This is a genomic window from Mesorhizobium sp. M0317, assembly GCF_040321555.1.
Classification (GTDB): domain Bacteria; phylum Pseudomonadota; class Alphaproteobacteria; order Rhizobiales; family Rhizobiaceae; genus Mesorhizobium.
Window position 1 is genome coordinate 55,333 of the sequence record NZ_JAMYRV010000006.1, and the last position, 23,134, is coordinate 78,466.

The 23,134-nt window shown below is 63.4% G+C and carries 25 protein-coding genes; 16 read left to right on the top strand and 9 right to left on the bottom strand.

Annotated features, from left to right (window positions below; genetic code table 11):
* Window positions 1–44 precede the first annotated feature (44 nt).
* From NKI88_RS07460 to gmk, 5 genes are all read left to right on the top strand, one after another.
* Window positions 45–281: an acyl carrier protein gene (locus tag NKI88_RS07460; RefSeq protein ID WP_006203723.1), complete on the top strand. Its 237-nt coding sequence runs from the start codon at window positions 45–47 to the stop codon at window positions 279–281.
* A 34-nt stretch (window positions 282–315) separates the two neighbouring features.
* Entirely contained in the window at window positions 316–1,578 is a 1,263-nt protein-coding gene (gene fabF / locus NKI88_RS07465) for a beta-ketoacyl-ACP synthase II (protein WP_023685687.1), read from the top strand.
* Window positions 1,579–1,780: 202 nt separating this feature from the next.
* Window positions 1,781–3,037, top strand: a complete 1,257-nt coding sequence (gene mltG, locus NKI88_RS07470) for an endolytic transglycosylase MltG (RefSeq protein WP_023715070.1) — start codon at window positions 1,781–1,783, stop codon at window positions 3,035–3,037.
* Between the two features lie 264 nt (window positions 3,038–3,301).
* Window positions 3,302–4,192 (top strand): YicC/YloC family endoribonuclease, encoded by an 891-nt coding sequence (locus tag NKI88_RS07475; RefSeq protein WP_023685689.1) that lies wholly within the window; start codon window positions 3,302–3,304, stop codon window positions 4,190–4,192.
* Window positions 4,193–4,198: 6 nt separating this feature from the next.
* Window positions 4,199–4,873 carry a guanylate kinase gene (gene gmk, locus NKI88_RS07480; RefSeq protein WP_023672729.1) on the top strand — a complete coding sequence of 225 codons (675 nt, stop codon included), beginning with the start codon at window positions 4,199–4,201 and terminating at the stop codon, window positions 4,871–4,873.
* A gap of 33 nt (window positions 4,874–4,906) precedes the next feature.
* On the opposite strand, the gene NKI88_RS07485 is transcribed toward gmk, so the two are convergent.
* From NKI88_RS07485 to lptF, 8 genes are all read right to left on the bottom strand, one after another.
* Window positions 4,907–5,200 (bottom strand): type II toxin-antitoxin system RelE/ParE family toxin, encoded by a 294-nt coding sequence (locus NKI88_RS07485; protein ID WP_352626446.1) that lies wholly within the window; start codon window positions 5,198–5,200, stop codon window positions 4,907–4,909.
* Window positions 5,197–5,502, bottom strand: coding sequence for a type II toxin-antitoxin system RelB/DinJ family antitoxin (locus NKI88_RS07490; protein WP_352654431.1), 306 nt, complete (start codon window positions 5,500–5,502; stop codon window positions 5,197–5,199). The genes NKI88_RS07485 and NKI88_RS07490 overlap by 4 nt, the downstream gene beginning before the upstream one ends.
* Window positions 5,503–5,570: 68 nt before the next feature.
* Entirely contained in the window at window positions 5,571–6,407 is an 837-nt protein-coding gene (gene rsmA / locus NKI88_RS07495; RefSeq protein WP_352626448.1) for a 16S rRNA (adenine(1518)-N(6)/adenine(1519)-N(6))-dimethyltransferase RsmA, read from the bottom strand.
* 23 nt (window positions 6,408–6,430) lie between these two features.
* The gene (gene pdxA, locus NKI88_RS07500) at window positions 6,431–7,459 is read right to left on the bottom strand and encodes a 4-hydroxythreonine-4-phosphate dehydrogenase PdxA (protein ID WP_352654433.1); all 1,029 of its coding nucleotides are present in this window, start codon (window positions 7,457–7,459) and stop codon (window positions 6,431–6,433) included.
* Between the two features lie 12 nt (window positions 7,460–7,471).
* A complete protein-coding gene (locus NKI88_RS07505) occupies window positions 7,472–8,401 on the bottom strand; it encodes a peptidylprolyl isomerase (protein ID WP_023738609.1) in 930 nt (309 codons plus the stop codon).
* Between the two features lie 91 nt (window positions 8,402–8,492).
* On the bottom strand, window positions 8,493–10,934 hold the full coding sequence (locus tag NKI88_RS07510) for an LPS-assembly protein LptD (protein ID WP_352654435.1): 2,442 nt from the start codon (window positions 10,932–10,934) through the stop codon (window positions 8,493–8,495).
* A complete protein-coding gene (lptG, locus tag NKI88_RS07515) occupies window positions 10,934–12,016 on the bottom strand; it encodes an LPS export ABC transporter permease LptG (RefSeq protein WP_023695591.1) in 1,083 nt (360 codons plus the stop codon). The genes NKI88_RS07510 and lptG overlap by 1 nt, the downstream gene beginning before the upstream one ends.
* Window positions 12,017–12,018: 2 nt before the next feature.
* Window positions 12,019–13,218 carry an LPS export ABC transporter permease LptF gene (gene lptF, locus NKI88_RS07520; protein WP_023672737.1) on the bottom strand — a complete coding sequence of 400 codons (1,200 nt, stop codon included), beginning with the start codon at window positions 13,216–13,218 and terminating at the stop codon, window positions 12,019–12,021.
* A gap of 31 nt (window positions 13,219–13,249) precedes the next feature.
* On the opposite strand from lptF, the gene NKI88_RS07525 reads away from it, so the two are divergent.
* Genes NKI88_RS07525 through NKI88_RS07535 form a run of 3 tightly spaced genes read left to right on the top strand, consistent with a single transcriptional unit; the run spans window position 13,250 to window position 15,541 of the window.
* Entirely contained in the window at window positions 13,250–13,543 is a 294-nt protein-coding gene (locus NKI88_RS07525; RefSeq protein ID WP_155921583.1) for a hypothetical protein, read from the top strand.
* A 49-nt stretch (window positions 13,544–13,592) separates the two neighbouring features.
* Entirely contained in the window at window positions 13,593–15,083 is a 1,491-nt protein-coding gene (locus NKI88_RS07530) for a leucyl aminopeptidase (RefSeq protein WP_023695590.1), read from the top strand.
* Between the two features lie 8 nt (window positions 15,084–15,091).
* Window positions 15,092–15,541 (top strand): DNA polymerase III subunit chi, encoded by a 450-nt coding sequence (locus tag NKI88_RS07535; RefSeq protein ID WP_023672739.1) that lies wholly within the window; start codon window positions 15,092–15,094, stop codon window positions 15,539–15,541.
* A 6-nt stretch (window positions 15,542–15,547) separates the two neighbouring features.
* On the opposite strand, the gene NKI88_RS07540 is transcribed toward NKI88_RS07535, so the two are convergent.
* Window positions 15,548–16,240, bottom strand: a complete 693-nt coding sequence (locus tag NKI88_RS07540; RefSeq protein WP_352654438.1) for a T6SS immunity protein Tdi1 domain-containing protein — start codon at window positions 16,238–16,240, stop codon at window positions 15,548–15,550.
* A gap of 104 nt (window positions 16,241–16,344) precedes the next feature.
* On the opposite strand from NKI88_RS07540, the gene NKI88_RS07545 reads away from it, so the two are divergent.
* Genes NKI88_RS07545 through NKI88_RS07580 form a run of 8 tightly spaced genes read left to right on the top strand, consistent with a single transcriptional unit; the run spans window position 16,345 to window position 23,127 of the window.
* Window positions 16,345–17,286, top strand: coding sequence for a 3-oxoacyl-[acyl-carrier-protein] synthase III C-terminal domain-containing protein (locus NKI88_RS07545; RefSeq protein WP_352497168.1), 942 nt, complete (start codon window positions 16,345–16,347; stop codon window positions 17,284–17,286).
* Window positions 17,283–18,287: an NAD-dependent epimerase/dehydratase family protein gene (locus NKI88_RS07550; RefSeq protein ID WP_352654440.1), complete on the top strand. Its 1,005-nt coding sequence runs from the start codon at window positions 17,283–17,285 to the stop codon at window positions 18,285–18,287. The genes NKI88_RS07545 and NKI88_RS07550 overlap by 4 nt, the downstream gene beginning before the upstream one ends.
* Window positions 18,284–19,108: an MBL fold metallo-hydrolase gene (locus NKI88_RS07555; protein ID WP_352654442.1), complete on the top strand. Its 825-nt coding sequence runs from the start codon at window positions 18,284–18,286 to the stop codon at window positions 19,106–19,108. The genes NKI88_RS07550 and NKI88_RS07555 overlap by 4 nt, the downstream gene beginning before the upstream one ends.
* A complete protein-coding gene (locus tag NKI88_RS07560) occupies window positions 19,105–20,361 on the top strand; it encodes a F390 synthetase-related protein (protein ID WP_023685700.1) in 1,257 nt (418 codons plus the stop codon). Before NKI88_RS07555 ends, NKI88_RS07560 begins: the two co-directional genes overlap by 4 nt.
* Window positions 20,358–21,491: a GNAT family N-acetyltransferase gene (locus NKI88_RS07565; protein WP_352652636.1), complete on the top strand. Its 1,134-nt coding sequence runs from the start codon at window positions 20,358–20,360 to the stop codon at window positions 21,489–21,491. Before NKI88_RS07560 ends, NKI88_RS07565 begins: the two co-directional genes overlap by 4 nt.
* Before the next feature lie 44 nt (window positions 21,492–21,535).
* Complete coding sequence (locus tag NKI88_RS07570) at window positions 21,536–22,492, top strand: Rieske 2Fe-2S domain-containing protein (RefSeq protein ID WP_352654445.1); 957 nt, start codon at window positions 21,536–21,538, stop codon at window positions 22,490–22,492.
* Between the two features lie 52 nt (window positions 22,493–22,544).
* Entirely contained in the window at window positions 22,545–22,832 is a 288-nt protein-coding gene (locus tag NKI88_RS07575) for a type II toxin-antitoxin system RelE/ParE family toxin (protein WP_352654447.1), read from the top strand.
* 1 nt (window position 22,833) lies between these two features.
* On the top strand, window positions 22,834–23,127 hold the full coding sequence (locus NKI88_RS07580) for an addiction module antidote protein (protein ID WP_023672747.1): 294 nt from the start codon (window positions 22,834–22,836) through the stop codon (window positions 23,125–23,127).
* The last annotated feature ends 7 nt before the right edge of the window (window positions 23,128–23,134 follow it).

Consider the following 23,134-nt stretch of genomic DNA (forward strand, 5'->3'; position numbering starts at 1 on the left):
GCCCGCTAACGAAGACAGACAAACAAAAGACGAGGATGCCCCAAATGAGTGACACCGCAGAGCGCGTCAAGAAGATCGTCATCGAACATCTTGGCGTCGATGCCGACAAGGTGACGGAGCAGGCGAGCTTCATCGATGATCTGGGCGCGGACAGCCTCGACACGGTCGAACTCGTCATGGCCTTCGAAGAAGAGTTCGGCGTCGAGATTCCGGACGATGCGGCCGAGACCATCCTGACCGTCGGCGATGCCGTGAAGTACATCGACAAGGCTTCGGCCTGACACTATCCGCAGTCATCACCGGGGAGGACCTGCGATGAGGCGTGTCGTCGTCACGGGCCTTGGCCTGGTTTCGCCGTTCGGCATGGGCTTCGAGCACAGCTGGAAGGAACTTCTGACCGGCCGCAGCGCCGCCAAGCGCGTCACCGAGTTCGAAGTGGAAGATCTTGCCTGCAAGATAGCCCACGTCATTCCGCGCGGTGACGGCACCAACGGCACGCTCAATCCCGAAGCCGTGCTCGAGCCCAAGGAACTGCGCAAGATCGGCGACTTCATCCTTTACGGGATTGCGGCCGCCGACGAAGCGCTGAAGGATTCCGGCTGGGAGCCCAGCACCGAAGCCGAGCGCTGCGCCACCGGCGTCATGATCGGCTCCGGCATTGGCGGCCTCGAGGGCATCGCCGAGAACGCTATCATCCTGAAAGAGCGCGGACCGCGCCGTATCAGTCCATTCTTCATTCCCGGCAACATTATCAACCTGGTATCTGGCCAGGTATCGATCCGGCATGGGCTGAAAGGCCCCAACCACGCCGTCGTCACCGCCTGCTCGACCGGCGCGCACGCCATTGGCGATGCCGCCCGGCTGATCATCTTCGGCGATGCCGACGTGATGCTGGCCGGCGGCGCGGAATCGCCGGTGACCAGACTATCGCTTGCCGGCTTCGCTGCTTGCCGGGCACTGTCCACCGACCGCAACGACACGCCTGAGAAGGCCTCGCGTCCCTATGACCGCGACCGTGACGGCTTCGTCATGGGCGAGGGCGCCGGGGTCGTCGTGCTGGAAGAACTCGAACACGCCAAGGCGCGCGGCGCCAAGATCTATGCCGAGGTCACCGGCTACGGCCTGACCGGCGATGCCTATCACATCACTGCACCGGCCGAAGACGGCGACGGCGCCTTCCGCTGCATGACGGCGGCGCTGAACCGGGCCAAGCTGACGCCCGCCGACGTCGACTACATCAACGCGCACGGCACCTCGACCATGGCCGACACGATCGAACTCGGCGCCGTCGAGCGGCTGGTCGGCAACGCCGCCTCGAAAATCTCGATGTCGTCGACCAAGTCGTCGATCGGCCATCTCCTGGGTGCCGCGGGCGCCGCCGAGGCGATCTTTTCGATCCTCGCTATCAGAGACAACATCGCGCCAGCCACCATCAATCTTGACAACCCGGAACGCGAAACCGCGATCGATCTTGTTCCGAACACGCCACGGCATCGCCAGGTCGACGTGGCGCTGTCCAACTCCTTCGGCTTCGGCGGCACCAACGCTTCGCTGGTATTCCAGCGTTATACAGGCTGATTGCGGTATCGACCGGCGCGCCAGCGGTCTGTCGTCAATTTTGCCATATTCAAGCCTACTCTGCCGCTGGGGATTCGTCGCATCGGCCTGAAACCGAAGGCGCTTTTTTTAAAAGCACGATGCGTAGGCTTGAAATGTTAGGGCACGCTGTGCGTCCAATCGGGCGCATGGTCGCTCTAAGAGATCAGATGGTAGGGCGCTAATGAACACCAATCCGGGCGGCAGCGGACAATTCGGACAAAACCAGCAGACCGGCCCGATCGTGCCGAAGACCGCGGCCGAAGCTTTGCGCCCGGAAGCCGGCACACCACCACCAAAGCGCTCGCGCGCCTCGCGCAGCCAAGTCGTCGTGTTCATGAACTTCGTCATCTCCGCGGTGATGTTGATGATCCTCGCCGCCGGCGTTTCGCTCTATTTCGGCAAGCAGGCATTCAACGAACCGGGCCCGTCGGTGGCCGGCGACACCTTCCTGGTCAAGCCGAGCACCGGCGTCCAGGATATTGCCGACCAGCTCGAACGGCGTGGGCTGATCAGCGATGCCCGCATCTTCCGCATCGCCGTGCGGGTCTATGGCAATGATTCAGCGCTGAAGGCAGGCGAATACGAGATAAAGCCGCGCGCCTCCATGCGCGACATCATGGAGCTTCTGAAGAGCGGCAAGTCGGTGATGTATTCGCTGACCATTCCCGAGGGCCTGACGGTCGAGCAGGCGCTGCAGCGCATCGCCGAGCAGGATGCGCTGACCGGCGACATGCCGGCCGCCAAGCCGGCTGAGGGCAGCCTCGCCACCGACACGCTGCGCTTTACCCGCGGCGCCACGCGCCAACAGATGGTCGACAAGCTGCTCGCCGACCAGAAGAAGTTGGTCGACGAGGTCTGGCAGCGGCGCGCGCCCGACCTGCCTCTGGCCAATGTCGACGACTTCGTCACCTTGGCCTCGATCGTCGAAAAGGAAACCGGCCGGGGCGACGAGCGCTCGCGCGTTGCCGCCGTCTTCCTCAACCGTCTGGCCAAGGGCATGCGGCTGCAATCCGATCCGACCATCATTTACGGCCTGTTCGGCGGCAAGGGCAAACCCGCCGACCGGCCGATTTATCAATCTGACATCCAGAAACAGACGCCTTACAACACCTATCTGATCAACGGCCTGCCGCCGACACCGATCGCCAATCCCGGCCGCGCCGCGCTCGAAGCCGTCGCCAACCCGTCGAAGACCGATGATCTCTATTTCGTCGCCGACGGCACCGGCGGCCACGTCTTTGCCACCACGCTTGCCGAGCACAATGAGAACGTTGCCCGCTACCGGGCACTGCAGAAGAAGCAGGCTGAAGACGCCGCCAAGGGCGCCAAGACTCCGGGCCAGACCGATGCGCCGGCGGATGGCGACGACAACGGTGACGCAAGTGGCGATGCCGCCGGTGACAGCGGTGATGCCGGCGATACGGGTGCCGCCCAGTAGCAGGCCGGCGCTTTCAGACGGATCGACCTTAAGCGATGCGGACGGAGGCGGACGCGCTGCTGCTTTGAACGAGTAGCGCCGTTCGAAGCGTCTTCGGTCTTGCTCGGGTGCCTCTGCTTCGCTCGATTTCAGCCCCGCGAGATCGAAACGACAGCGGAAATCAAGATCTTGCCGGTGTTGCGATTCTGACATTCGCGCTGCCCGTGATATCGAACGCATGCGCAATTGTTAGAATCGGACCATCAGGGAGACACGAGCCGCATCATGAATTTGCAGAGCATGACCGGATTTGCACGCACTGTTGCCGAACATGACGGCGCCTCGATCGCCTGGGAGGTCAAGTCGGTCAACGGCAAGAGCGTCGAGGTCAGGTTGCGGCTGCCGCAAGGTTTCGAGCGGCTCGAACCGACTGTGCGGCAGACGCTGCAGAAGCGCTTTTCGCGGGGCAATTTCCAGGCGACGCTGACGGTCGGCCGCGCCGCCGGCCAGCAGGCGCAGCCAGTGGTCAACGAAGCCTTCCTCAGGGATCTGGCGGGCTTGGCCAAGCGGCTGCAGGACCAGTTCGGTGTTGGTCCGGCAACTGCCGACGGTCTGCTTTCCCTGCGCGGCGTGCTCGATATCCCTGAAACCAGCGAAACCGAGGAGGTGCGGGCAGCACTCGACGCGTCAATCCTGTCCGCGCTGGAAACGGCGCTTACAGGTCTCGAGCAGGCACGCCAGAACGAGGGCGAAGCGCTGCGTTCGCTGCTTTCCGGCCATATCGACGCCATTGAGGCGCTGACGCTTCAAGCCGAGGCCGACCCGTCGCGCGAACCGGCGGCGATCCGCGAGCGGATCGCCGAACAGGTGCGGCTGCTGATGGATGCGTCGGCCAATCTCGATGCCGGCCGGCTGCACATGGAAGCGGCGTTCCTGGCCACCAAGGCCGATATCCGTGAAGAGATCGATCGGCTGAAGACGCATGTGGCGTCGGGCAGAGCGCTGCTGGCAAATGGCGGCGCCATCGGCCGCAAGCTCGATTTTCTGGCGCAGGAATTCAACCGCGAATCGAATACGCTGTGTTCCAAGTCGAACGCCGCCACTGTCACCGCCATCGGGCTGGAACTGAAGGCGGTGGTCGACCAGTTTCGCGAACAGGTCCAGAATCTGGAGTAAACCCGAATGGGTGGCAAGGAGCCGATGGTTGCCAGGGATCTCGGATCCCGCATTCGCCGCCGCGGGCTGATGCTGGTCCTGTCGTCGCCGTCGGGCGCCGGCAAGTCGACGATCGCGCGCAACCTGCTGGAAAGCGACGGCAGCCTGGAATTATCGGTCTCGGTCACCACCAGGCCACGCCGCGGCTCGGAGATCGAGGGCGTCCACTATCACTTCCGCACCACGCGCGAGTTCGAGCGGCTGCGCGATTCCGACGCGTTGCTCGAATGGGCCGAGGTGCACGGCAATTGCTACGCGACGCCGCGCGAGCCGGCCGAACTGGCGCTGGCGCAGGGCCGTGACATGCTCTTCGACATCGACTGGCAAGGCGCCCAGCAGCTCAAGGAGAAGATGCGCGCCGACATTGTCTCGATCTTCATCCTGCCGCCGTCGATGAAGGAATTGAAGTCGCGCCTCAAGCGCCGCGCCGAGGACCAGGAGCACGTGATCGAGACCAGGCTGAAGAACGCCCGCAACGAGATCGAGCACTGGAAGGAATATGACTTTGTCATCGTCAACGACGATCTCGACCGCGCCTTCGCCGAAGTGCGTGGCATCGTGACGGCGGAAAGGCTGCGGCGCGACCGCCGGCCCGGGCTGTTCGATTTCGTCTCGGGGTTGCTGGACGAGAAGACGGAATAGCTCGTCCACCGCTGGCAATCTAAATTAGCCGCATCAGCTGCCTGGCAGATCGTCCGGCCAACGCTGCGCTCCGTGAAGCACGCGCAGGATTCGAATCGTGCTGTTGGTCAGCTGATAGGCCGCGACATATGGCGTGCCGACGATGACGATCTCTCGTGTCCCTGCAAGCCTGCCGATCCGGCCGCTTTGGGGAAGGTCCCGAAGACGGTTGATTGCGGCGACGATCCGCTCATCGGTGGCGATCGCGGCCGCAGGATTGTCGGCCTCGATATGCGCGAAGATGCCGTCGCGATCTGAAAACGCGAATGGCGACCAGACGATCTTCAAGATTTAGGTTCACCCGAACGCCGCGCCGCGGCGCGTCTCTCGGCAAAATGCGCCTCGACTTGATCATCAGCAATGTCTTGTCGGGTGTCGTCGAGCGCTTCGCGAACCTTGGCGCGAAACCATAAATCATACGCCTCGTTGTTTGTGACGAGATCGATGGGCAGCGCACCCTCGTTGGCGGTTCGGGTGAGCAATATCCGCACCGCATCCGAGACCGTCAGCCCCATGCTTTCGAGCACCGCCGAAGCTCGATCCCGGATGTCGGCGTCGATACGCGTCTGGACCAGTGCATTTACTGGCATGGCAATCTCCTTCGACGTCAATGTAATGCGTTTGAATGACGATTGCTAGGCGGCGCTAGCGCGGCCGGTCAAACCGCGTTTGTCAGCCGCACGAATTCCTCGACGCTGAGCGTCTCCGCACGCCGGGTCGGATCGATGCCGGCGCGCGTCAGCAGTGCCTCGCCACCCAGGCTCTTCACGCTCTGCCGCAGCATTTTCCGGCGCTGGCCGAAAGCGGCTTCGGTGACGCGACCGAGTTTTTTCACGTCGGTTGACAAAGGGCTGGCGCGCGGCACCAGATGCACCACCGAGGACGTTACCTTGGGTGGCGGCGTGAACGCTTGCGGCGGCACGTCGAAGGCGATCCTCGCCTCGGTCCGCCAGCCCGCCAGCACGCCGAGCCGGCCATAAGCATCGCTGCCGGCACCGGCGACAATGCGCTCGGCCACCTCGCGCTGGAACATCAGCGTCATCGATTGATAGAAGGGTGGCCAGTCCGCCACGGTCAGCCAACGGATCAACAGCTCGGTGCCGATATTGTAGGGCAGGTTGGCGGCAATCCTCACCGGGCCGTCTTGTGACGCGGTCTTGGCAAGAGCGGCAAAATCCGTCTTCAGCGCATCGCCGCTGATCACCTCGAGCCGGCCCGGATAGTGGTTGGAGACCTCGGCCAAGGCCGCAAGGCAGCGTTCGTCGCGCTCGATGGCGACGACGCGGCGGGCACCGGCAGCGAGCAGCGCCCTGGTCAGCCCGCCGGGGCCGGGGCCGACCTCGATCACCGTGCTGTCGGTGAGGTCGCCGGCGACCCGCGCGATCTTGCCGGTCAAATTGAGGTCGAGCAGGAAATTCTGGCCAAGCGCCTTCTTTGCCTGCAGTCCATGGCGCTCGATCACCTCGCGCAGCGGCGGCAGCCCGTCAATGCTCATGAATTTGGCTCATGATTTTGGGCTCATGCAGCTGCGGGCTTTGCGCCGGTATCGGCCAGCCGGCGGGCCAGCTTCAGCGCCGCGATCAGGCTGTCGGGACGTGCGATGCCCTTGCCGGCGATGTCGAAGGCTGTGCCGTGATCGGGCGAGGTGCGGATGAACGGCAGGCCAAGCGTGACGTTGACGGCCTCGTCGAAGGCCAGCGCCTTGGCCGGGATCAACGCCTGGTCATGATACATGCAGACCGCCACGTCGTAGCCGGCGCGGGCGCGCGCATGAAACATCGTATCGGCCGGCAGCGGCCCGAAGGCATCGATGCCTTGCGCCCGCAACATGTCGACCGCAGGACGAATGATGCGCTCGTCCTCTGTCCCCATGGCGCCGCTTTCGCCGGCATGCGGATTGAGGCCGGCAAGCGCGAGCCTCGGCCTGGCGATGCCGAAACGGCGTGCAAGATCGCCCGCGGTGATGCGCGCGATGGCAACGATCAGCTCCGTCGTCAGCGTCTTCGGCACCTCGGCCAGCGCGATGTGGATGGTGACAGGAACGGTGCGCAATTCGGGGCCGGCGATCAGCATCACCGGCGTCACCGTGCCGCCGGTGTGGAGCGAGGCCAGATGCGCCAGATACTCGGTGTGGCCAGGAAAGCCGAAGCCGGCATCGTAGAGCGGCTTCTTGGCGATCGGACAGGTGACGACCGCGGCCGCGTGACCGGCAAGGCAGTCGGCGACGGCGCGATCGATGGCCTCGATGATGCCGGCGGCATTGGCCGGGTCGGGCCGGCCGGGATCATCGGTGAAGTGGGACGCCAGCGGCACCACGGGCAAGGCGTGTTGAAAGACACCAGCCGCTTGGGCCGGCACCGTCTCGGCGATTGCCACCGCCGCGCCGAGCCGGCGCGCCCGCGCGGCAATCAGCGCCGGATCGGCGAGAAGATAGAAGGGCGCGGCACCGGAACCGCGGGCGCTCTGCCACGCGGCAATGGCGATTTCCGGACCGACGCCGGATGGATCGCCGACGCTCAGCGCCAGCGGAAGCTCTGTCTCACGCACGGCTGGGCCGGTTCAGCGCGTAACGATCTTGGCTTTCGCCTTCAGCTCTTCGACATATTTGGCCGAGAGCTCGTCGGCGTTCTTGTCGCCGCTGCCTTCGCTCTGGAACACCATCTGGGCCGCCTTGTCGTCGGAAACCTCGCGCGACGAGCAGATGCCGATGAATTCAATGCCGCGATCGGTCTCGCGCACGGCCGTGGCGCCGCCCAGCTTGGTGGCCTTGATCTGCTCGGCCCAGTCCGGCGGCAGTTGTGGCGCCAGCAATCGGGGGAGGTCGCGAACGGTGACGTCGATCAGGCCCTTGGCGAATTCACGCGTGGTGTTGCAGCCATTGAAGCGGGCGCGCATGGCTTCGGCCTCGCGCTTGCGTTTGGCGAGTGTGGCACTGCGCTCGGCCTTCGGCACCACGAAGATCACCTGCTGCAGCATGTACTCGGTGGCGCTTGGCTTGGCGCCGCCTTTTTCGAGCATGCGCTTGACCAGATCCTGTTCGCTCACCTGCCCGCCGCCGCCGCTGTAGCGTGCGCTCAGCGCCTGGTTCCACGCCATCTGGGAGCGGATGAATTCCTTGAAATGCTCCTTGGTCACGCCGGACTGCGCCATGACACCGTCGAGCTGCTTGAGCTGCATCTTGTTGCTCGAGGCAAAGCGCTGATAGGCAGCCTCTACCTGGGCGTCGGAGATGCGGATGCCGAGACGCCTGGCCTCCGCCATACGCAGCGTCTGGTCGATCATTTCCTGACCCGCGTCACCCTTCTTGCGCTGCAGTTTCAGGAAGGCAGCCCGGTGCGCGATGTCGCCGGTGGTGATCGGCATGTTGTTGACGACATACTTGATTTCACTGGCGAAGGCCGGCGGTACCATCATGGTGACAGAGACCGAGGTCGCCGCCAACAGGAGCGCGAATCCTGCCGAAAACAGGTATTTCCTCATCGAAAGCATCCCAATTCTAGCCCGGTTTTGGCCGATTCCAGCCCGATATTGGCGAAATCCGTGCCCGCTTTATGCGGCAAAACGATGTCGTCAGCCGGCTCTACTGGATGGAGTCGATCGAGCTTTGGGACGAGCCGAAATCGCCGAGCGTGCGGAACGACAGGTTGAAGCCGACATTCTGCGACACTTCCTTGGTGTTGATGTCGCGTGATTCCGAGTACGTCATCAGGTAGGTGAAGCAGGAATCATTGTAGGCAAAGCCGACGCCGTCCTTGACCAGCACGCTTTGTTGCAGGTCGTAGGTGCCGGTGCCGAAGACGCGCCAGTTTTCGGCCAGGTGTGTCGAGGCGCCGAGCGTGACTTCGTGGCGGTCGGTGGTGAAACCATAGAGCGGCTGCGCCTGGATAAAGGCGTATTTGGCGCTCAGCGAAACCGGCAGCCCGGAATAGGCGGCCTTCACCTCGGCACGGCGAACTTCGAAGGTCTGCTCGTCGAAGCGGCCGCTGAGCGAACCGGAGAAGCCGCTCGGGCTGCTGAAGCCGACAAGGCCGACATAGTCGGAGGTTGAAGTCTCCAGGCCGGAATCGGCGCCCGCATTGACCAGATCCGGTGAATCGAACGAGTTGCGCCCGCCCAGCTGGTAGGATTGGCCAAAGATGGCGTTGGTGCCCCAGCCATTGTCATAGGCGCCCGAATAGCGGAACCCGACATTGGCGCGGCTGCCGCCTTCGACCCGGTCGTAGCCGGAGAACTTGTCGCGCTCGAAGAGCGTCGTGGCATCGAAGACGAAGCTCTGTGCGTCCTCGTTGGGAACGGCGAGCCCGCCGACATACTGCTCGTTCGGGCGCATGAAGACCTGCGCCATCGGCTCGACGATATGGCTGGAGCCGGCCATCGAAAACAGCACCGGCCAGCGCATTTCAAGTCCGGCGGTCGCCATGTACCGGGCGAAGGAGGACCGCATGTCGTCGGAGGCATTAATTCGCGGATCGGTAGCCATCTGATTGATGGCGGCGAGCGAGCCGGAGGAGGCGTTGAGATAGTCGACGTCACCTTGCAAAGCCAGAAGCGGCGTCAGCTGCAGTCCGCCATCGGTGGTGAAGGTGCGCTTCCATTCGGTTTCGGCGGTGAGGCGCCCAGATTCGCCCTCGATGCCGCGCACGCGCTGAACGCCCGGCGGATCGGGGGGGAGGAAAAAGGCCTGATCGAGGTCGTCGCGGCGGATGACACGCACGTTGACGTTCAACGACAGCTGGCCACCGGCCACCGACACGTCGGGTATATATGCGTAATCGAGCGAGGGCAGCACCCAGGGCTGCTTGTCACTGCGCGCGAAGGGATTGCTGTCGGGCGTATTTTCCTGAACCTGGAAGCGCATGGCGCGCACGTCGAAATAATTGCGGCCGTTGAGGCCGGTCAGGTAGACCGACGATTGATGCACGGCGTCGTTGTAGCCTTCGATCGTATAGGTACGCGAGAAATTCTTGTCGGTCTGCAGCAGGATGTCCCAGCCGAAGTCCCAGCGCGGATTGATGGCGAACTGGCCTTTGGTGCCCATCATGCCGCGAAATTTGTTCGGATCGCCTTCCGGCCCCGAATTGACATTGTGGCCGTCCGTTAACGGGAAAGCCGAGAAATCGCGGAAAGCGCCTGGGTCCTGCTGGTTGATTCCGGCAAGCTTCAGCGTGTACTGGCCATTGTTGAAGCGCTGGCGCCACTCGGCCTCGCCGAGGAAACCCTGCTTGGTGTAGCCGCTGCCGGTAACGGTGAGGTCGTAGGTCGGCGACAGGGCAAAATAGTAGGGGACTTTGACGCCGACGCCGAGACGGTTGTTGTAGCCGATGCTGGGGATCAGGAAACCGCTTTTGCGCTTGACCGTCGGGTCGGCGATCTCGAACGCCGGCAGGTAAGCCAGCGGGAAACCGAAGAATTCGAAATTCGCATTCTCGAAGCGAACCGTCTTCTTTTCGCCGTTCCAGATGATCTTCCTTGCTTTGATCCGCCAGGTCGGCGCCTTGTCCGGCTTGTCTTCGCAAGGCTCGCAGGCCGTATAGACGCCGTTGTGGAACGTCGTCAGCACGCCGCCCATGCGCTCGGCGCTTTCGGCGGCGAAATAGGCTTTTTCGGGCGTTTCGACGCGCAGCGCATTGACGAAACCGTCAGCGAAATCGTCGGTAATATCGATATGCTGCGAGTTGATCTTGGTGCCGTCGCTGTTGACGATCTCGACATTGCCGCTGGCAACCAGCCGCTTGGTGTTTCGATCATAGACGACGCGCTGGGCGACGAGCTTGTTGCCGCCATAGTCGATCTGGACGCCGCCGATGGCGGTGACCGTCTGGTTGTCATTGTTATAGACGAGCGTGTCTGCCGCCAGCAGCATCTGGGAGCCGGAAGGAACCTTCGTTGCCACGTCGGTAACGTCCTGCGCCAGCGCAGGGCCCGTCAGCACGCCGCAGGCGAGCAGGCATGCCAAGGCGCTCGCCGAATAGAGGCGCGCCAAACCGGCCTGCCTATGGCTGCGCAAAGCCGCCTCCCTCACTAGCCGTCTTCCTTGTATAGCAGGAATGTCACCCCAAAGAACATAGCCACGACAACCGGAACCCATGCAGCCACGGCTGTGGGCACGAATCCCGCAACGCCGAATGCCTTGACCAATACCGAAACGACATAAAGCAGAAAGCCGGCGAGGACGCCACCCAGAATCATCGTTGCCGACTGCCCCATCCTCGCAAATCGCATTGAAACTGTTGCCGCAATCAGCGTCATGGCCACAAGCAGGAACGGTAACGCCACCAGCGAATCGAACTGCATGGCGAAGGCATTTGCCTTGAGGCCGAAGGAGCGGGCAACCTCAATCTTGCCGGGAAGGTCGTAAAACGGGATGGTTTCGGGGCGCGCCAGCCGTTCCTGCACGAATTCCGGCTTGAGGTTGGTCGGCAACTGGTCGGTCGTTTCGGAACGGATGTTGCCGTCCTTGAACACCTTGACGTCCTGCAATTCCCAGTAGCCGTCGCGCAGAAAGGCCCGGGCGGCGTCCTTGCGCTCGACGATATTGCCCTGCGGATCGAGGACGAAGAACACGGTGTCGGCCATTTCCAGGCCCTGGTTCAGGATGGCGCGGGCGCCGATGATGGTATCGCCGGAGTTGGTTTTCTGGCGGATCCACGGCGTGGCATCGGCCGCCACCGCGTTCGAATTGCCGGATCGCAGCTGGTTTTCCATCTGCTCCGACCATGAGAAGCCATGCGCGGCGATCGGATTGAGCACGCCGACCGACAATATGCCGAATAACAGCGCACCGATGCAGCAGGGCAACAGAAACTGCCAGGCCGACACTCCGGCCGAGCGCGCAATCACCAGCTCGTATTTTCGGTTGAGCGAGACCAGCGTCGCCATCGCCGAGAACAGGCCGACGAACGGCACCGTCTGCAGCATGATCATCGGCATCCTCAGCGCCGAGATGGCGACCGCCGTGCCGTAGGTGAAGCCCGGCAGGCCGGTGATGCGGCCGGACAGCTCGGTGAAGTCGATCAGGAACACCAGCGCCAGAAGGCCGATGAAGAACCAGATCGTGATCGACACGTAGCGAAAGAAGAAGTAGCGGCCCAGGGTCCAGCCCATCGTCAGGCTCCCTGGCCGGATGTGTAGCGCCGATTGAGGCGCAGCTTGAGCGCCGTCCAGCCATCGCTGACGCGGCCGGCGAAATTCGTCATCCAGTCGGCCCAGCTGCCGGGCAGTTCCATGCTTCGCGAGGTGACGATGAACCAGATGGCGACCGCCGAGGCGATGACCGGCACGCCATAGACCATATAGGCGTATTGCGGGATCTTGTCGGCCTTGCCGGCGGCAAAGAAGCCCAGCCAGCGCACGAACAGCGCAATGGCGATGGCTGTGATCAGCGGGTGGATGCGCGCCTCGCGGTGTGAGCGCGCATCGCCTGCCACGGCCAGCGCGATCAGCGCGAACACCAGCGAATAGGACCATTCGGAAAAGCGCTGGTCGAGCTCGGCCTTGTAGGCGCCGGGCCTGCGCTGGAAGATCTTGTCGTTCGGATCCGGGTTGAGCAGGTATTGCGTCGTTCGGTCCTTGGGCAGGAGCATGATATCGTTCGCCGCCGACATGAAGGCGGAAAGGTCGAAGGCGTAGGACGTGAAGCGAATGACCGACAGGTCGCCGGTCAGCGTCTTGCGATGAATGACGCCGTCATTCATCATCAGCACCTTCTCGTCACCCTTTTCGACGACGCTGCCGCTCTTGGCATAATAGATCAGATTGGCGCCTTCCTCGCGCGAATCGGCCACGAAGATGCCGCCGAGCCGGTTGTCCGGCAGCCGCTCGCCTATCTGCAGGAACAGCCCGTCGTCGATCTTGCGGAACGTGCCTTCCTGGATGATCAGCGACAAGAGATCGGCGCGCGAGGATGCTATCAGCTGGCGGTTCTTCTGCCTGGCATAGGGTTCGACGCCATTGTCGACCGCGAAGGAAAAGACGCTGGCCGCCAGCGCGATCAGCAGGACCGGCCGCACAATCGTCCAGCGCGAGGCGCCGGCGGCGTTGATGACGGCCAATTCCGAATCGGAGTTCATGACGCTGAGCGTCTGGGCCACCGCCACCACCAGGGCGAATGGCACCACGATCGGGATGATGGTGGGGATGATGAGGCCCGCGACCTCGAAAAAAGTGAGCGCCGATTGGCCACTGTCGGTGACCAGGTCGATGCGGGCAAGCACCTGCGTCGTCCAGACAATGGCCAGCGTCCAGATCAGCGCAGCGAGAAACACCGCCAGTGCGCGACGCATGATGTAGCGTTCAACGACCTTCATGTAAGGCTTTTCTCGATTGCCGAACGGCATCATGCCCGCCGACAAGGTAGTCGTCCGGCTGCGGCTGTACAACTGGGTGCGTTTGGCCATTTCTTTCAGGCGGTTCGATCCGATTCTCCGTCCCACATCGCCCGTTCCGCAGGCCGGAGTGTCGGCGGCAATGAATAAGAAAGGGAGAACATCAATGGTTAACAAAAGGTTGCGGCAGGAAAGCGGAGCCGTGCCGCGACGAATCGTTATCGATTCCGCTGCGCATATGAGCCCTGATTCCGGCAAAGTCTTGCCAAATCAAGGAAAACGACCAAATGTCGCGCATCTTCCCTGAGAATGCATTTTTCCTGAAAATCTGAGCCGTTTCCCGAAAGCAGGACCTGATGACTTTGAGACCATTGATCGCCTTCGCCAAATTTGCCGCACCCAAAAAGGGCAGCATCATCGTGCTGGCGGCCGACGATGGTGGTCTTGGCGAACCGGCAAAGGCCTGCGACCCCTCAGGAACGCTGGCGCGGGCGTTTCCGGTGGCGGAGTTTTCCGGAAAATTCGCCGGTGTCGTCGAAGTGCTGGCGCCGCAGGGAACATCGCTCGACCGACTGGTGGCGGTCGGCGCCGGCAAGGTCGCCGGCCTCGATGACTTTGCCTGGCTGAAGCTTGGCGGCACCATCGCCGCGTCCCTGCGCAAGGCAGCGGAGGTGGCCGTCATCCTCGATGTGCCGGGCGCAAAGATTGGCGGCAGGCAAGCGGCGAACCTTGCCGCCGGCATCATTCTTCGCAGCTACTCCTTCGACAAATACAAGACCAGGAAAGACAAGGACGATGCCGAGCCGAAGAAACCGGTCAAGGTGACCATCCACACCGCCGATCCTGCCGCGGCGAAAAAGGCCTTCGCCGACGAGGTTGCGGTCATCGACGGCGTGCTTCTGGCGCGCGACCTTGTCAACGAACCGGCCAATACGCTCGGCCCGATCGAATTCGCCGCCCGCGCCAAGGAACTGGAAGCGCTCGGCGTCGAGGTCGAGATCCTCACCGAGAAGGAAATGAAGAAGCTCGGCATGGGCTCGCTCCTCGGTGTCGCGCAGGGTTCGCCGCGCGGCGCCCGGATGGCTGTCATGCAATGGAAGGGCGGCAAGGCCAAGGACGCACCGGTCGCCTTCGTCGGCAAGGGCGTCACCTTCGACACCGGCGGCAATTCTATGAAGCCGGCCTCCGGCATGGAAGACATGAAGGGCGACATGGGCGGTGCCGCGGCCGTCATCGGGCTCATCCAGGCGCTGGCCGCGCGAAAGGCCAAGGCCAATGTCGTCGGCATCGTCGGGCTGGTGGAAAATGCCGTCGACGGCCATGCCCAGCGCCCCGGCGACATCGTCACCTCGATGTCGGGTCAGACCATCGAGGTGCTCAACACCGATGCCGAAGGACGCCTCGTTCTGGCCGACGCGCTGTGGTATTGCAACGACCGCTTCCAGCCGAAATTCATGGTCAATCTGGCGACGCTGACCGGCGCCATCATGGTCGCGCTCGGCCAGCATTATGCCGGCCTGTTCTCCAACAATGACGAACTTTCGGACAGGTTGACGGCGGCCGGCCAGGCGAGTCAGGAGCGGCTGTGGCGCATGCCGCTTGGGCCCGAATACGACAAGCTGATCGATTCCAAGAACGCCGACATGAAGAACATCGGCGGCCGCTATGGCGGCGCCATCATCGCCGCGCAGTTCCTGCAGCGCTTCGTCAAGGAAACGCCGTGGGCGCATCTCGACATCGCCGGCACCGCGATGGGCTCTCCGCCGAGCGAGATCAACCAGTCCTGGGGCTCGGGTTTCGGCGTCAGGCTGCTCGACCGGCTGGTGCGCGACAATTACGAGGGATAAGGCAGGGAATGGCCGATGTCCTGTTCTACCACCTGACCGAATCGACGCTGGAGGATGCGCTTCCCGGCCTGCTCGAGCGCAGCGTCGATCGCGGCTGGCGCGCCGTGGTGCAGACAGGGACCGAGGAGCGGCGCGATGCGCTCGACCTGCATCTGTGGACATTCAGGGACGATTCGTTCCTCGCGCACGCGACCGACCGTGAAGCCCATCCGGCCGAACAGCCAATCCTGCTCACCACGAGCGACGCCAACCCCAACCAGGCGCAGATACGCTTCCTCGTCGATGGCGCCGCACCCGCCGATCTCGCCGGCTACGAACGCGCCGTGTTCCTGTTCGACGGCCATGACGCGGCCCAGGTCGAAGGGGCGCGGACGCATTGGAAGGTGTTGAAAGAAGCGGGCCACGCTGTCACCTACTGGCAGCAGACGCCCGACCGTCGCTGGGAGCGCAAGGCGTAAGTCGCGTTATCGGTCGCTGATCGTAACCTTGTTTATCTTCGCGCCCTGCGGGAGATCTTTCACCTGCCGATGGATTTGGCCGGCGATATGCACCTTCACAACGAAAAACGTCGTTTCCATCTCTCGCAGACTCATTTCGCCGCCAAGCACCGGCGGCTTCTTGAAATCATAGCATTGGCCGGCTGCCGGAATCAGTCGGTTCTTTCGGGCGGCAACGACAAGGCCCGCCAGCAGCAACTCGTCGCGGCGCCCTTCATTCTGCAAGTCGGCCTGAAATTCCGCCCAATGACCCGCAATTCTGGTCAATTTCCCGTCGAGCATATCGAGATGACGAACCGACCCGTCGCCGGCACGGAAAAATATGTCGCCGAAAGCTGACACCGCAGCTGGTTCAAGGCCATCCAGTCCGATCCACTTCCAGCCGTCCAACGCTTCCGCGACTTCGTTCGCAGGTGGTTCGATAAAGAGGAACTGATAGTCATGGGGCCATTCGGCTCTGATCAAGCCCCCTGTATTGGCTCTGTTGGCCTCGGCTTTTCCTTCCTGTCTGGCGTCGGACGCGCCAAAAATTGAAGAAATAAAGCGGAAAAAAGATCTGGCCATAATCGCCCCGTACGGGTCTTTATACTTGCGAGAGATTCTAGCCGCAATCCACTGAAGGCTCCATAGTTCCCACGCATTCGTCTTGATGATGGCCATCACATTGGATCCGTTTTATGGATTGACTGGATGCAGGCTCATTGGGCGGGCTGAGAATGCGGATCAGGATCATCGGAACCGGGCGGGCCGTGCCGGCTCGATGCGTGACGTCGCGCGCCCTCGATGCGCGGCTGGGGTTTGGCGATGGACATTTCGAGGCCGCGACCGGCGTCATCGAACGCTATGTCTGCGACGCCGAATCGCAGGTCGACCTTGCTTGTGCCGCAGCCCGTCTGGCGCTTGCCGATGCCGAACTTGAGGCAGGCAGTGTCGATCTGGTCATCGGCGGTTGCGGCGTGCCTTACCAGCCGTTGCCGTCGACGGCGCCGCTGGTCATGCAGCGCCTCGGCCTTGCCGATGGGTCGGCGGCCGCTTTCGACGTCAACAGCACCTGCCTGGGCTTCCTCACAGCCTTCGAGACCGCGTCGCGCCTGATCGAGGCCGGGCAATGCCGGACGGCGCTGGTGTTCTCGTCTGAAATCGCCTCGCGCGCGCTGCCGTGGCAGGACCAGCCGGAAATTGCGGCCCTCTTCGGCGATGGCGCGGCGGCCGCCGTGCTGCAACAGGCAGCCCCTGCCGAGGGTCGAGTCGCGGCCAACCTGATGCGCACCTACCCTTCCGCCTATGAGGCCTGCAGCATCGGCTCCGGCGGCACCCGGTTCGACTTTCATCGTGAGCCTGAGGAATTCGCCCGCCACAGCCTGTTCCACATGGAGGGTAAGGAACTGTTTCGCGTCACGTCACGCCATTTCAACGGCTTTGTAGCGGAGTTGCTCGATCGCGCCGGCTGGCGGCACGACGATGTCGACCTCGTCGTGCCGCATCAGGCAAGCCCTTTCGCGCTCGCCCACATGGCGCGCCAGACCGGCTTCGCCAGGGAAAAGCTCGTCGACATCGCGGCGCGCTACGGCAATCAGATCGCCGCTTCCATCCCCTTTGCGCTCGACGTCGCGCGCCGCGAACAACGCATTGTGCCCGGCGCCAAAGTGCTGTTCCTCGGCACCTCGGCCGGCGTGTCGTTCGGCGGCATGGCGCTGGAAGCATGACCGTGGGACGCGTCCTCGTCACCGGCGCCAGCGGCTTCCTCGGCGCGCATGTCATGGCGCGGCTGGCTGCACTGGGTACACCGGCGCTGGGTCTTGGCAGGGACGCCAAACGCTGCGCGGCGCTCGAAGCCGCTGGTCATCGGGTCGTTCGGCTCGATTTGTCTCAACCATTCGATGCAGCTGCCGCGCGCGCTCTCGACGGCGTCGATGCGATCATCCACTGCGCGGCACTTTCCGCGCCCTTCGGCAGGTTGGCGGATTTCCAGACGGCAAATGTCACAGCTACCCGCAACCTCAGCGATTTCGCGCGCGGGCAAGGCGTGCGCCGCTTCGTCCATATCTCCAGCCCGACGGTCTGTTTCGCCTATCGCGACCAGCTCGGAGTTTCCGAGAATGCGGCCTTGCCCCCTCCGGTCAACCACTATGCCCGCACCAAGCGGCAGGCCGAGGAGATCGTGCTGGCGGCGCCTGAGATCAGCCCGGTGGTGCTGCGGCCGCGCGGCCTCTACGGTCCCGGCGACCGCACGCTGCTGCCGCGCCTGCTGCAGGTGGCACGGCAGCGCCCGCTGCCGCTGTTTCGCGACGGCAAGGCGCGCATCGATCTCACTTATGTAGAGGATGTCGTCGATGCCGTGCTTGCCGCGCTCTCCGCTGGCAGCGCTGCCGAGGGACAGATATTCAACGTCTCCGGCGGCGAAGTGGTGCCGGTCCGCCGCATTGCCGAGGCGGCCTGCGCCCGCGCCGGCGTGCAGCCGCGCTGGCGCAGAATGCCGCTCTGGCCCGCCATGCTGGCGGCCGGGATAGCGGAGACGGTAGCGAATATATTGCCCGGCCGCCCGGAACCGCCGGTGACGCGCTACGGTCTTGGCCTGTTCGCCTATGCGCAGAGCCTCGATCTTTCCAAGGCAGGCCGCATCCTCGGCTGGGCGCCGAAAGTGTCGTTCGAGGAAGGGCTCGATCGCACATTCGGCAAGGCGACGGAAAGCAGGGAGGCTGCGTGAAGATCGTCTTCGCCAACAGCGCCTCTGTCAGCGTAGCCGAGCGCCTGATCCTGCGCGGCGGCAGCTGGGCGAAGGTCAGGCTACGTGTCCGCTACGGCCTGATCATGCATCCGCAGGCCGGCCCCGTACTGATCGATACCGGCTACACGCCGCATGTGACACAAGGCAGCGAGCGCAGCACGGCGCTGCGTCTTTACAGTGCGATCCTCCGGCCCCAGCTCAACGAAGCCGAGCAGCCGCTCGCGGTACTGGCGCGCTTCGGCCTGTCTTTGCAGGATGTGCGCACCGTCATTGTCACGCATTTCCATGCCGACCACATGTCGGGCCTGTCGCTGTTTCCCAACGCTCGGCTTATCGCCAATGACACCGCCTGGGCGCGGGCGAAGGCCAAGACTTCCCGGCAGAATCTGCGCCATGGCGTCTTCAAGGAACTGTTCCCGCCCGATTTCGAGAGCCGGCTCGACGGGCTGTCGTCGAAGCGGCGGATCGAACCTCGCGGCGGCGTGCCAGGCGGCGCCGATCTGTTCGGCGACGGCAGCGTCATCGCAGTCGATCTGCCCGGCCATGCCGATGGCCAGTTCGGCCTTTCGTTCCCAAATCTGGAGCGGCCGCTGCTCTACGCCGTCGACGCGCAATGGTTGTTCGCGGCCCTTGTCGAAAACCGAACTCCCGGTCTGCCGGCAACCCTGCTGGCCGAGGATGCCGCCGCGATCGAGCCGACCAGCGTAATGTTGCGCCGGTTTCTGGCGACCGGCGGCGAGGTTGTTCTTTGTCATGATCCGGCGGTGACGGCCTACGATCTTGCCGGAGAGAGCGCATGAACGGGCCGACGGAAGCGGCCCGTTCGTTTGTGTTGACGCAATGGCTCTCGCGCAAGAGCCGTGAGAATTTCGAACGCTGGCAAGGTCATGCCTTGCGCCGCTTTCTCGACCGCGACCTGCCGCGCGCGCCGTTCTACGGCAAGACGCCGCGTCATCTCGGCGATCTGCCGGTGACCGACAAGGCGACGCTGATGGGCAATTTCGAGCGCTTCAACATCCGCGGCGTCTCGGCCGCCGAGGCCTGGAAGGCGCAGGCAGGCGATGGCCGCATTGGTGAACTGACAGTCGGCGCCAGCACCGGCACGTCGGGCAATCGTGGCCTGTTCATCATTTCCGAAGCGGAAAAATACCGCTGGCTGGGCACCATCCTGGCCAAAGCAGTGCCCGATCTGCTCTGGCGCCGGCAGCGCGTTGCGGTGATCCTGCCGCAAAACACCGGGCTCTACGATAGCGCGCGCAAATCGCGGCGTATCGACCTGCGCTTCTTCGATCTGACGCGCGGTCCGGAGAGCTGGCGCGGCGCTCTCGAAGGTTTCGCGCCGACGGTGATCATCGCGCCGCCGAAGATGCTGCGGCACTTCGCGGCCGAGGGCTTTAGGCTCAAGCCGCAGCGTGTCTTCAGCGCCGCCGAAACGCTCGACCCGGTTGACCGGCCGGTCATCCAGGCATTCTTTGGTCGTCAGCTCGACCAGATCTACATGGCGACGGAAGGGCTGTTCGCCGTCACCTGCCCCCAGGGCGGGCTGCATCTGGCCGAGGATTCGGTGTTCTTCGAGTTCGAACCGGCCGGCGACGGCCTGGTCATGCCGCTGATCACCGCCTTTCGCCGCCGGACCCAGATCATGGCGCGCTACCGGATGAACGATCTGCTGCGGCTGTCCGAAAAGCCATGCCGCTGCGGCTCGCCGCTGCGCACGCTGGACGAGATCGTCGGCCGCATGGACGACGCTTTCCGGCTCGCCTCGCCGCACGGGCAGCTCCTCGTCACGCCCGACATACTACGCAATGCGGTGCTCAAGGCCGACCGGCGCATCGACGATTTCCGCCTGGTCCAGACCGCTGCCGACGTCATCGAACTTAGCCTTGCGCCCGAGCTCGCCGACGAAGCCGCCACTGCCGCGCATGCAGCCGTGCGAACGCTACTGGCCGCGCGCCAGGCGACGGTGAGAGTCAGCCTCCTGCGCAAGAGCCTGCCGCTGGAGACCAGCCGTAAACTGCGCCGTGTAGAATGCCGACTGGGGATGAGGACGTGAATCGGCCTGCCGCATTGCCAGTCGCTCAACTGGACCAGGTTGAAAACAACCCGCGTGAGGTCGAAGCCTTCGTTCAGCTATTCAACGAGGTGCCGGTGCGCGACCTCGTGCGAAATCTGACGGTCGCCGTCGAGGCCCTCGAGATCGCTGGCCGCTTCTTTCCACTGACGCTGAACGACAGAAGCGAGGCGCCGAACTGCTATGTCTGCTGCCCGTCCAGCGCCTATATCGACTACGCCATCGACGAGACCCGCAATTTCGTCTCGTCGCCCATGCTGCAAAGAGCGATCCGCATGTTGATTGGCCTGTGCGCGCCGCTGGTCAGGATGAGCGGCCTCGACCATCAGGTTCAGGTCAACAACTGGCTCTATTCGACCAATCCGGTGCCGCTGCTCGATCGCAACGCGGTCGCTGCGATCCGCGACGATCTCACGGCGCGTTTTCCCGATCGCGCTGTTCTCATCCGCTCCCTGAACGAGATCGCCGATCCCTCGACAATCGCAGCGCTGAAGGCGGAGGGTTTTCGAATGCTGGCGGCGCGGCAAATCTACATCTTCGCCGGCCGCGGTTCGGTCATGACCAACGACATGAAGCGCGACCGCAAGCGGCTGCGCACGACGCCGTTCGAGCGGGTCGGCAATGGCGACTTCACCGAGGCCGACTATGCGCGCGCCGAAGCGCTCTACCGGATGCTCTATCTCGACAAATACACGCCGCTCAACCCGCACTACACCGCCCGCTATATCGGCGAGACGCACCGTCGCGGCATCCTGCAACTGGCAGGCCTGCGTCGTCCCGGCGGTGAACTGGTCGCCGTCGCCGCTTTGTCTCAGAACGGCAGGACACTGACGCAGCCCATCGTCGGCTACGACACCGGCCTCCCGGTGAGCGAAGGCCTTTACCGCATGATGATGGCGCTGGCTCAGGATCATGCGATGGTGCACGGCCTGTTCTTCAACATGAGCGCCGGTGCCGCCGCCTTCAAACGCTTGCGCGGCGCCGTGGCAACAGTGGAGTACAACGCCGTCTATGCCGGCCATCTTCGGCGCCGCCAGCGCGCTGCAGTGCGTATCATGGAATCTGTGCTCGCGAAGATCGGCATCCCTCTGCTTAGGAGATTTGAACTTTGAGCGAAGCCCGGCAGCAAAAAGACAAAGACTATTGGCAGGCGGTAGTGCGGTCAGTCGATATCAAAGGCAAGCCGAAGCGCATCCTGTTCGATGGCACGCCGCTGGTGCTGTTCCGCTCGGCGCAGGGGATTGCAGCCCTCTTCGACCGCTGCGCTCACCGCCAGGTCGAACTCTCGACCGGCAAGGTCGTCGGTGGCGAGATCGAATGTCCCTATCATGGCTGGCGCTACAATGGGGAAGGGCGCTGCACCGCCATTCCCGGCCATGTCGGCGACGTCCCGCATTACCGTGTCCGCCGCTACAGCGCGATCGAGCGCGACGGCGTCGTCTTCGTCTCGGCAGGCACGCCTGAGGGCGAGCCCTATCTCCATTGCATGCAAGGCAAGGATGTCGTCGTGAAGCGGGTGCGAAGCTCGGCGCGATCGACGGTGCTCGACGCCGCCGAGAACATTCTCGACGCCACTCACACCCACTTCACCCACAAGGGTGTGCTGCGCGGCCTGACCGCAAAGCGCCATCTCGTGCGCGTCGAGGTGACCGGCGGCAAGGGCTGGGTCGAAAGCTGCTACACCGGCGAGGACCGCCAACAGGGGCTGGTCAGCCGGCTGCTGGAAGGCGAGCGCGCCAGGACCATCGGCCGCTACCGCCATCCCGGCATCGTCGAACTCGAATATTGGGGCAAGGGCGGCTTGGCGCTGGCGACCACTTTCCATTTGCGTCAGGCGGACGAACGGACCGTCGAAGGCGTCGGCTGGCTGATCGGCCCGCGACAGGGCCTGTTCGGCGAACTCAAGGCGCTTGCTTTCCGGCCGCTCTTTGCCTTTGCCCTGCAGCAGGATCGCCGTGTGCTGAAATCGGCCAGCGACAACGCCCGTATATCGCCGCAGGTTCAGCCGGCGATCGGCCCGCTGGATTTCCTGCGCCGCGACATAGCGGCGATCATCGACGGCAAGATGCCACCGGCGGCGGCAGAGCCGCGGGTGCACCAAATCGAGCTGTAATCTAAAGTTCACGGCACTTGATTCCAGTTCTGCTGTAAATTATAGTTCACGGATGATCGAAGTTCGATCCACTGACGAATTCCGAAAATGGCTCAGAGGGCTCACGGACATTCGCGCCGTAAAGAAGATCACCCAACGGATTGTCCGCGTTCAGGCTGGGCTGTTGGGAGACGCCAAGTTCTTCGATGGCATAGGAGAATTGCGCGTAGATTACGGTCCGGGATACCGCGTGTACTTCGTCCGGCGCGGCAACACGGTCATTATCCTGCTCTGCGGCGGTGACAAAGGCTCGCAGGACAAGGACATCGGAAAAGCCAGGAAAATGGCAAAGGAAGTTTGATATGACCCTCAGAACCACACCATTCGACGCCGCCGAATATCTTGATGATGCTGAGTCTCAAGCCGAACTGCTCGCTGATGCGTTCGAGACCGGGGACGCGACTTATATTGCGCACGCCCTCGGCATTGTCGCGCGCGCCCGCGGCATGACAAGCATAGCGAAGGACGCCGGCGTGACCCGAGAGGCACTCTACAAGGCGCTGAGCGAAAAGGGCGATCCGCGCCTCAGTACATTGCTGGGCGTAACCAAGGCGCTTGGCCTGCAATTGTCCGCAAAGCCAGTTAATCCCGTTTAGGCAACCT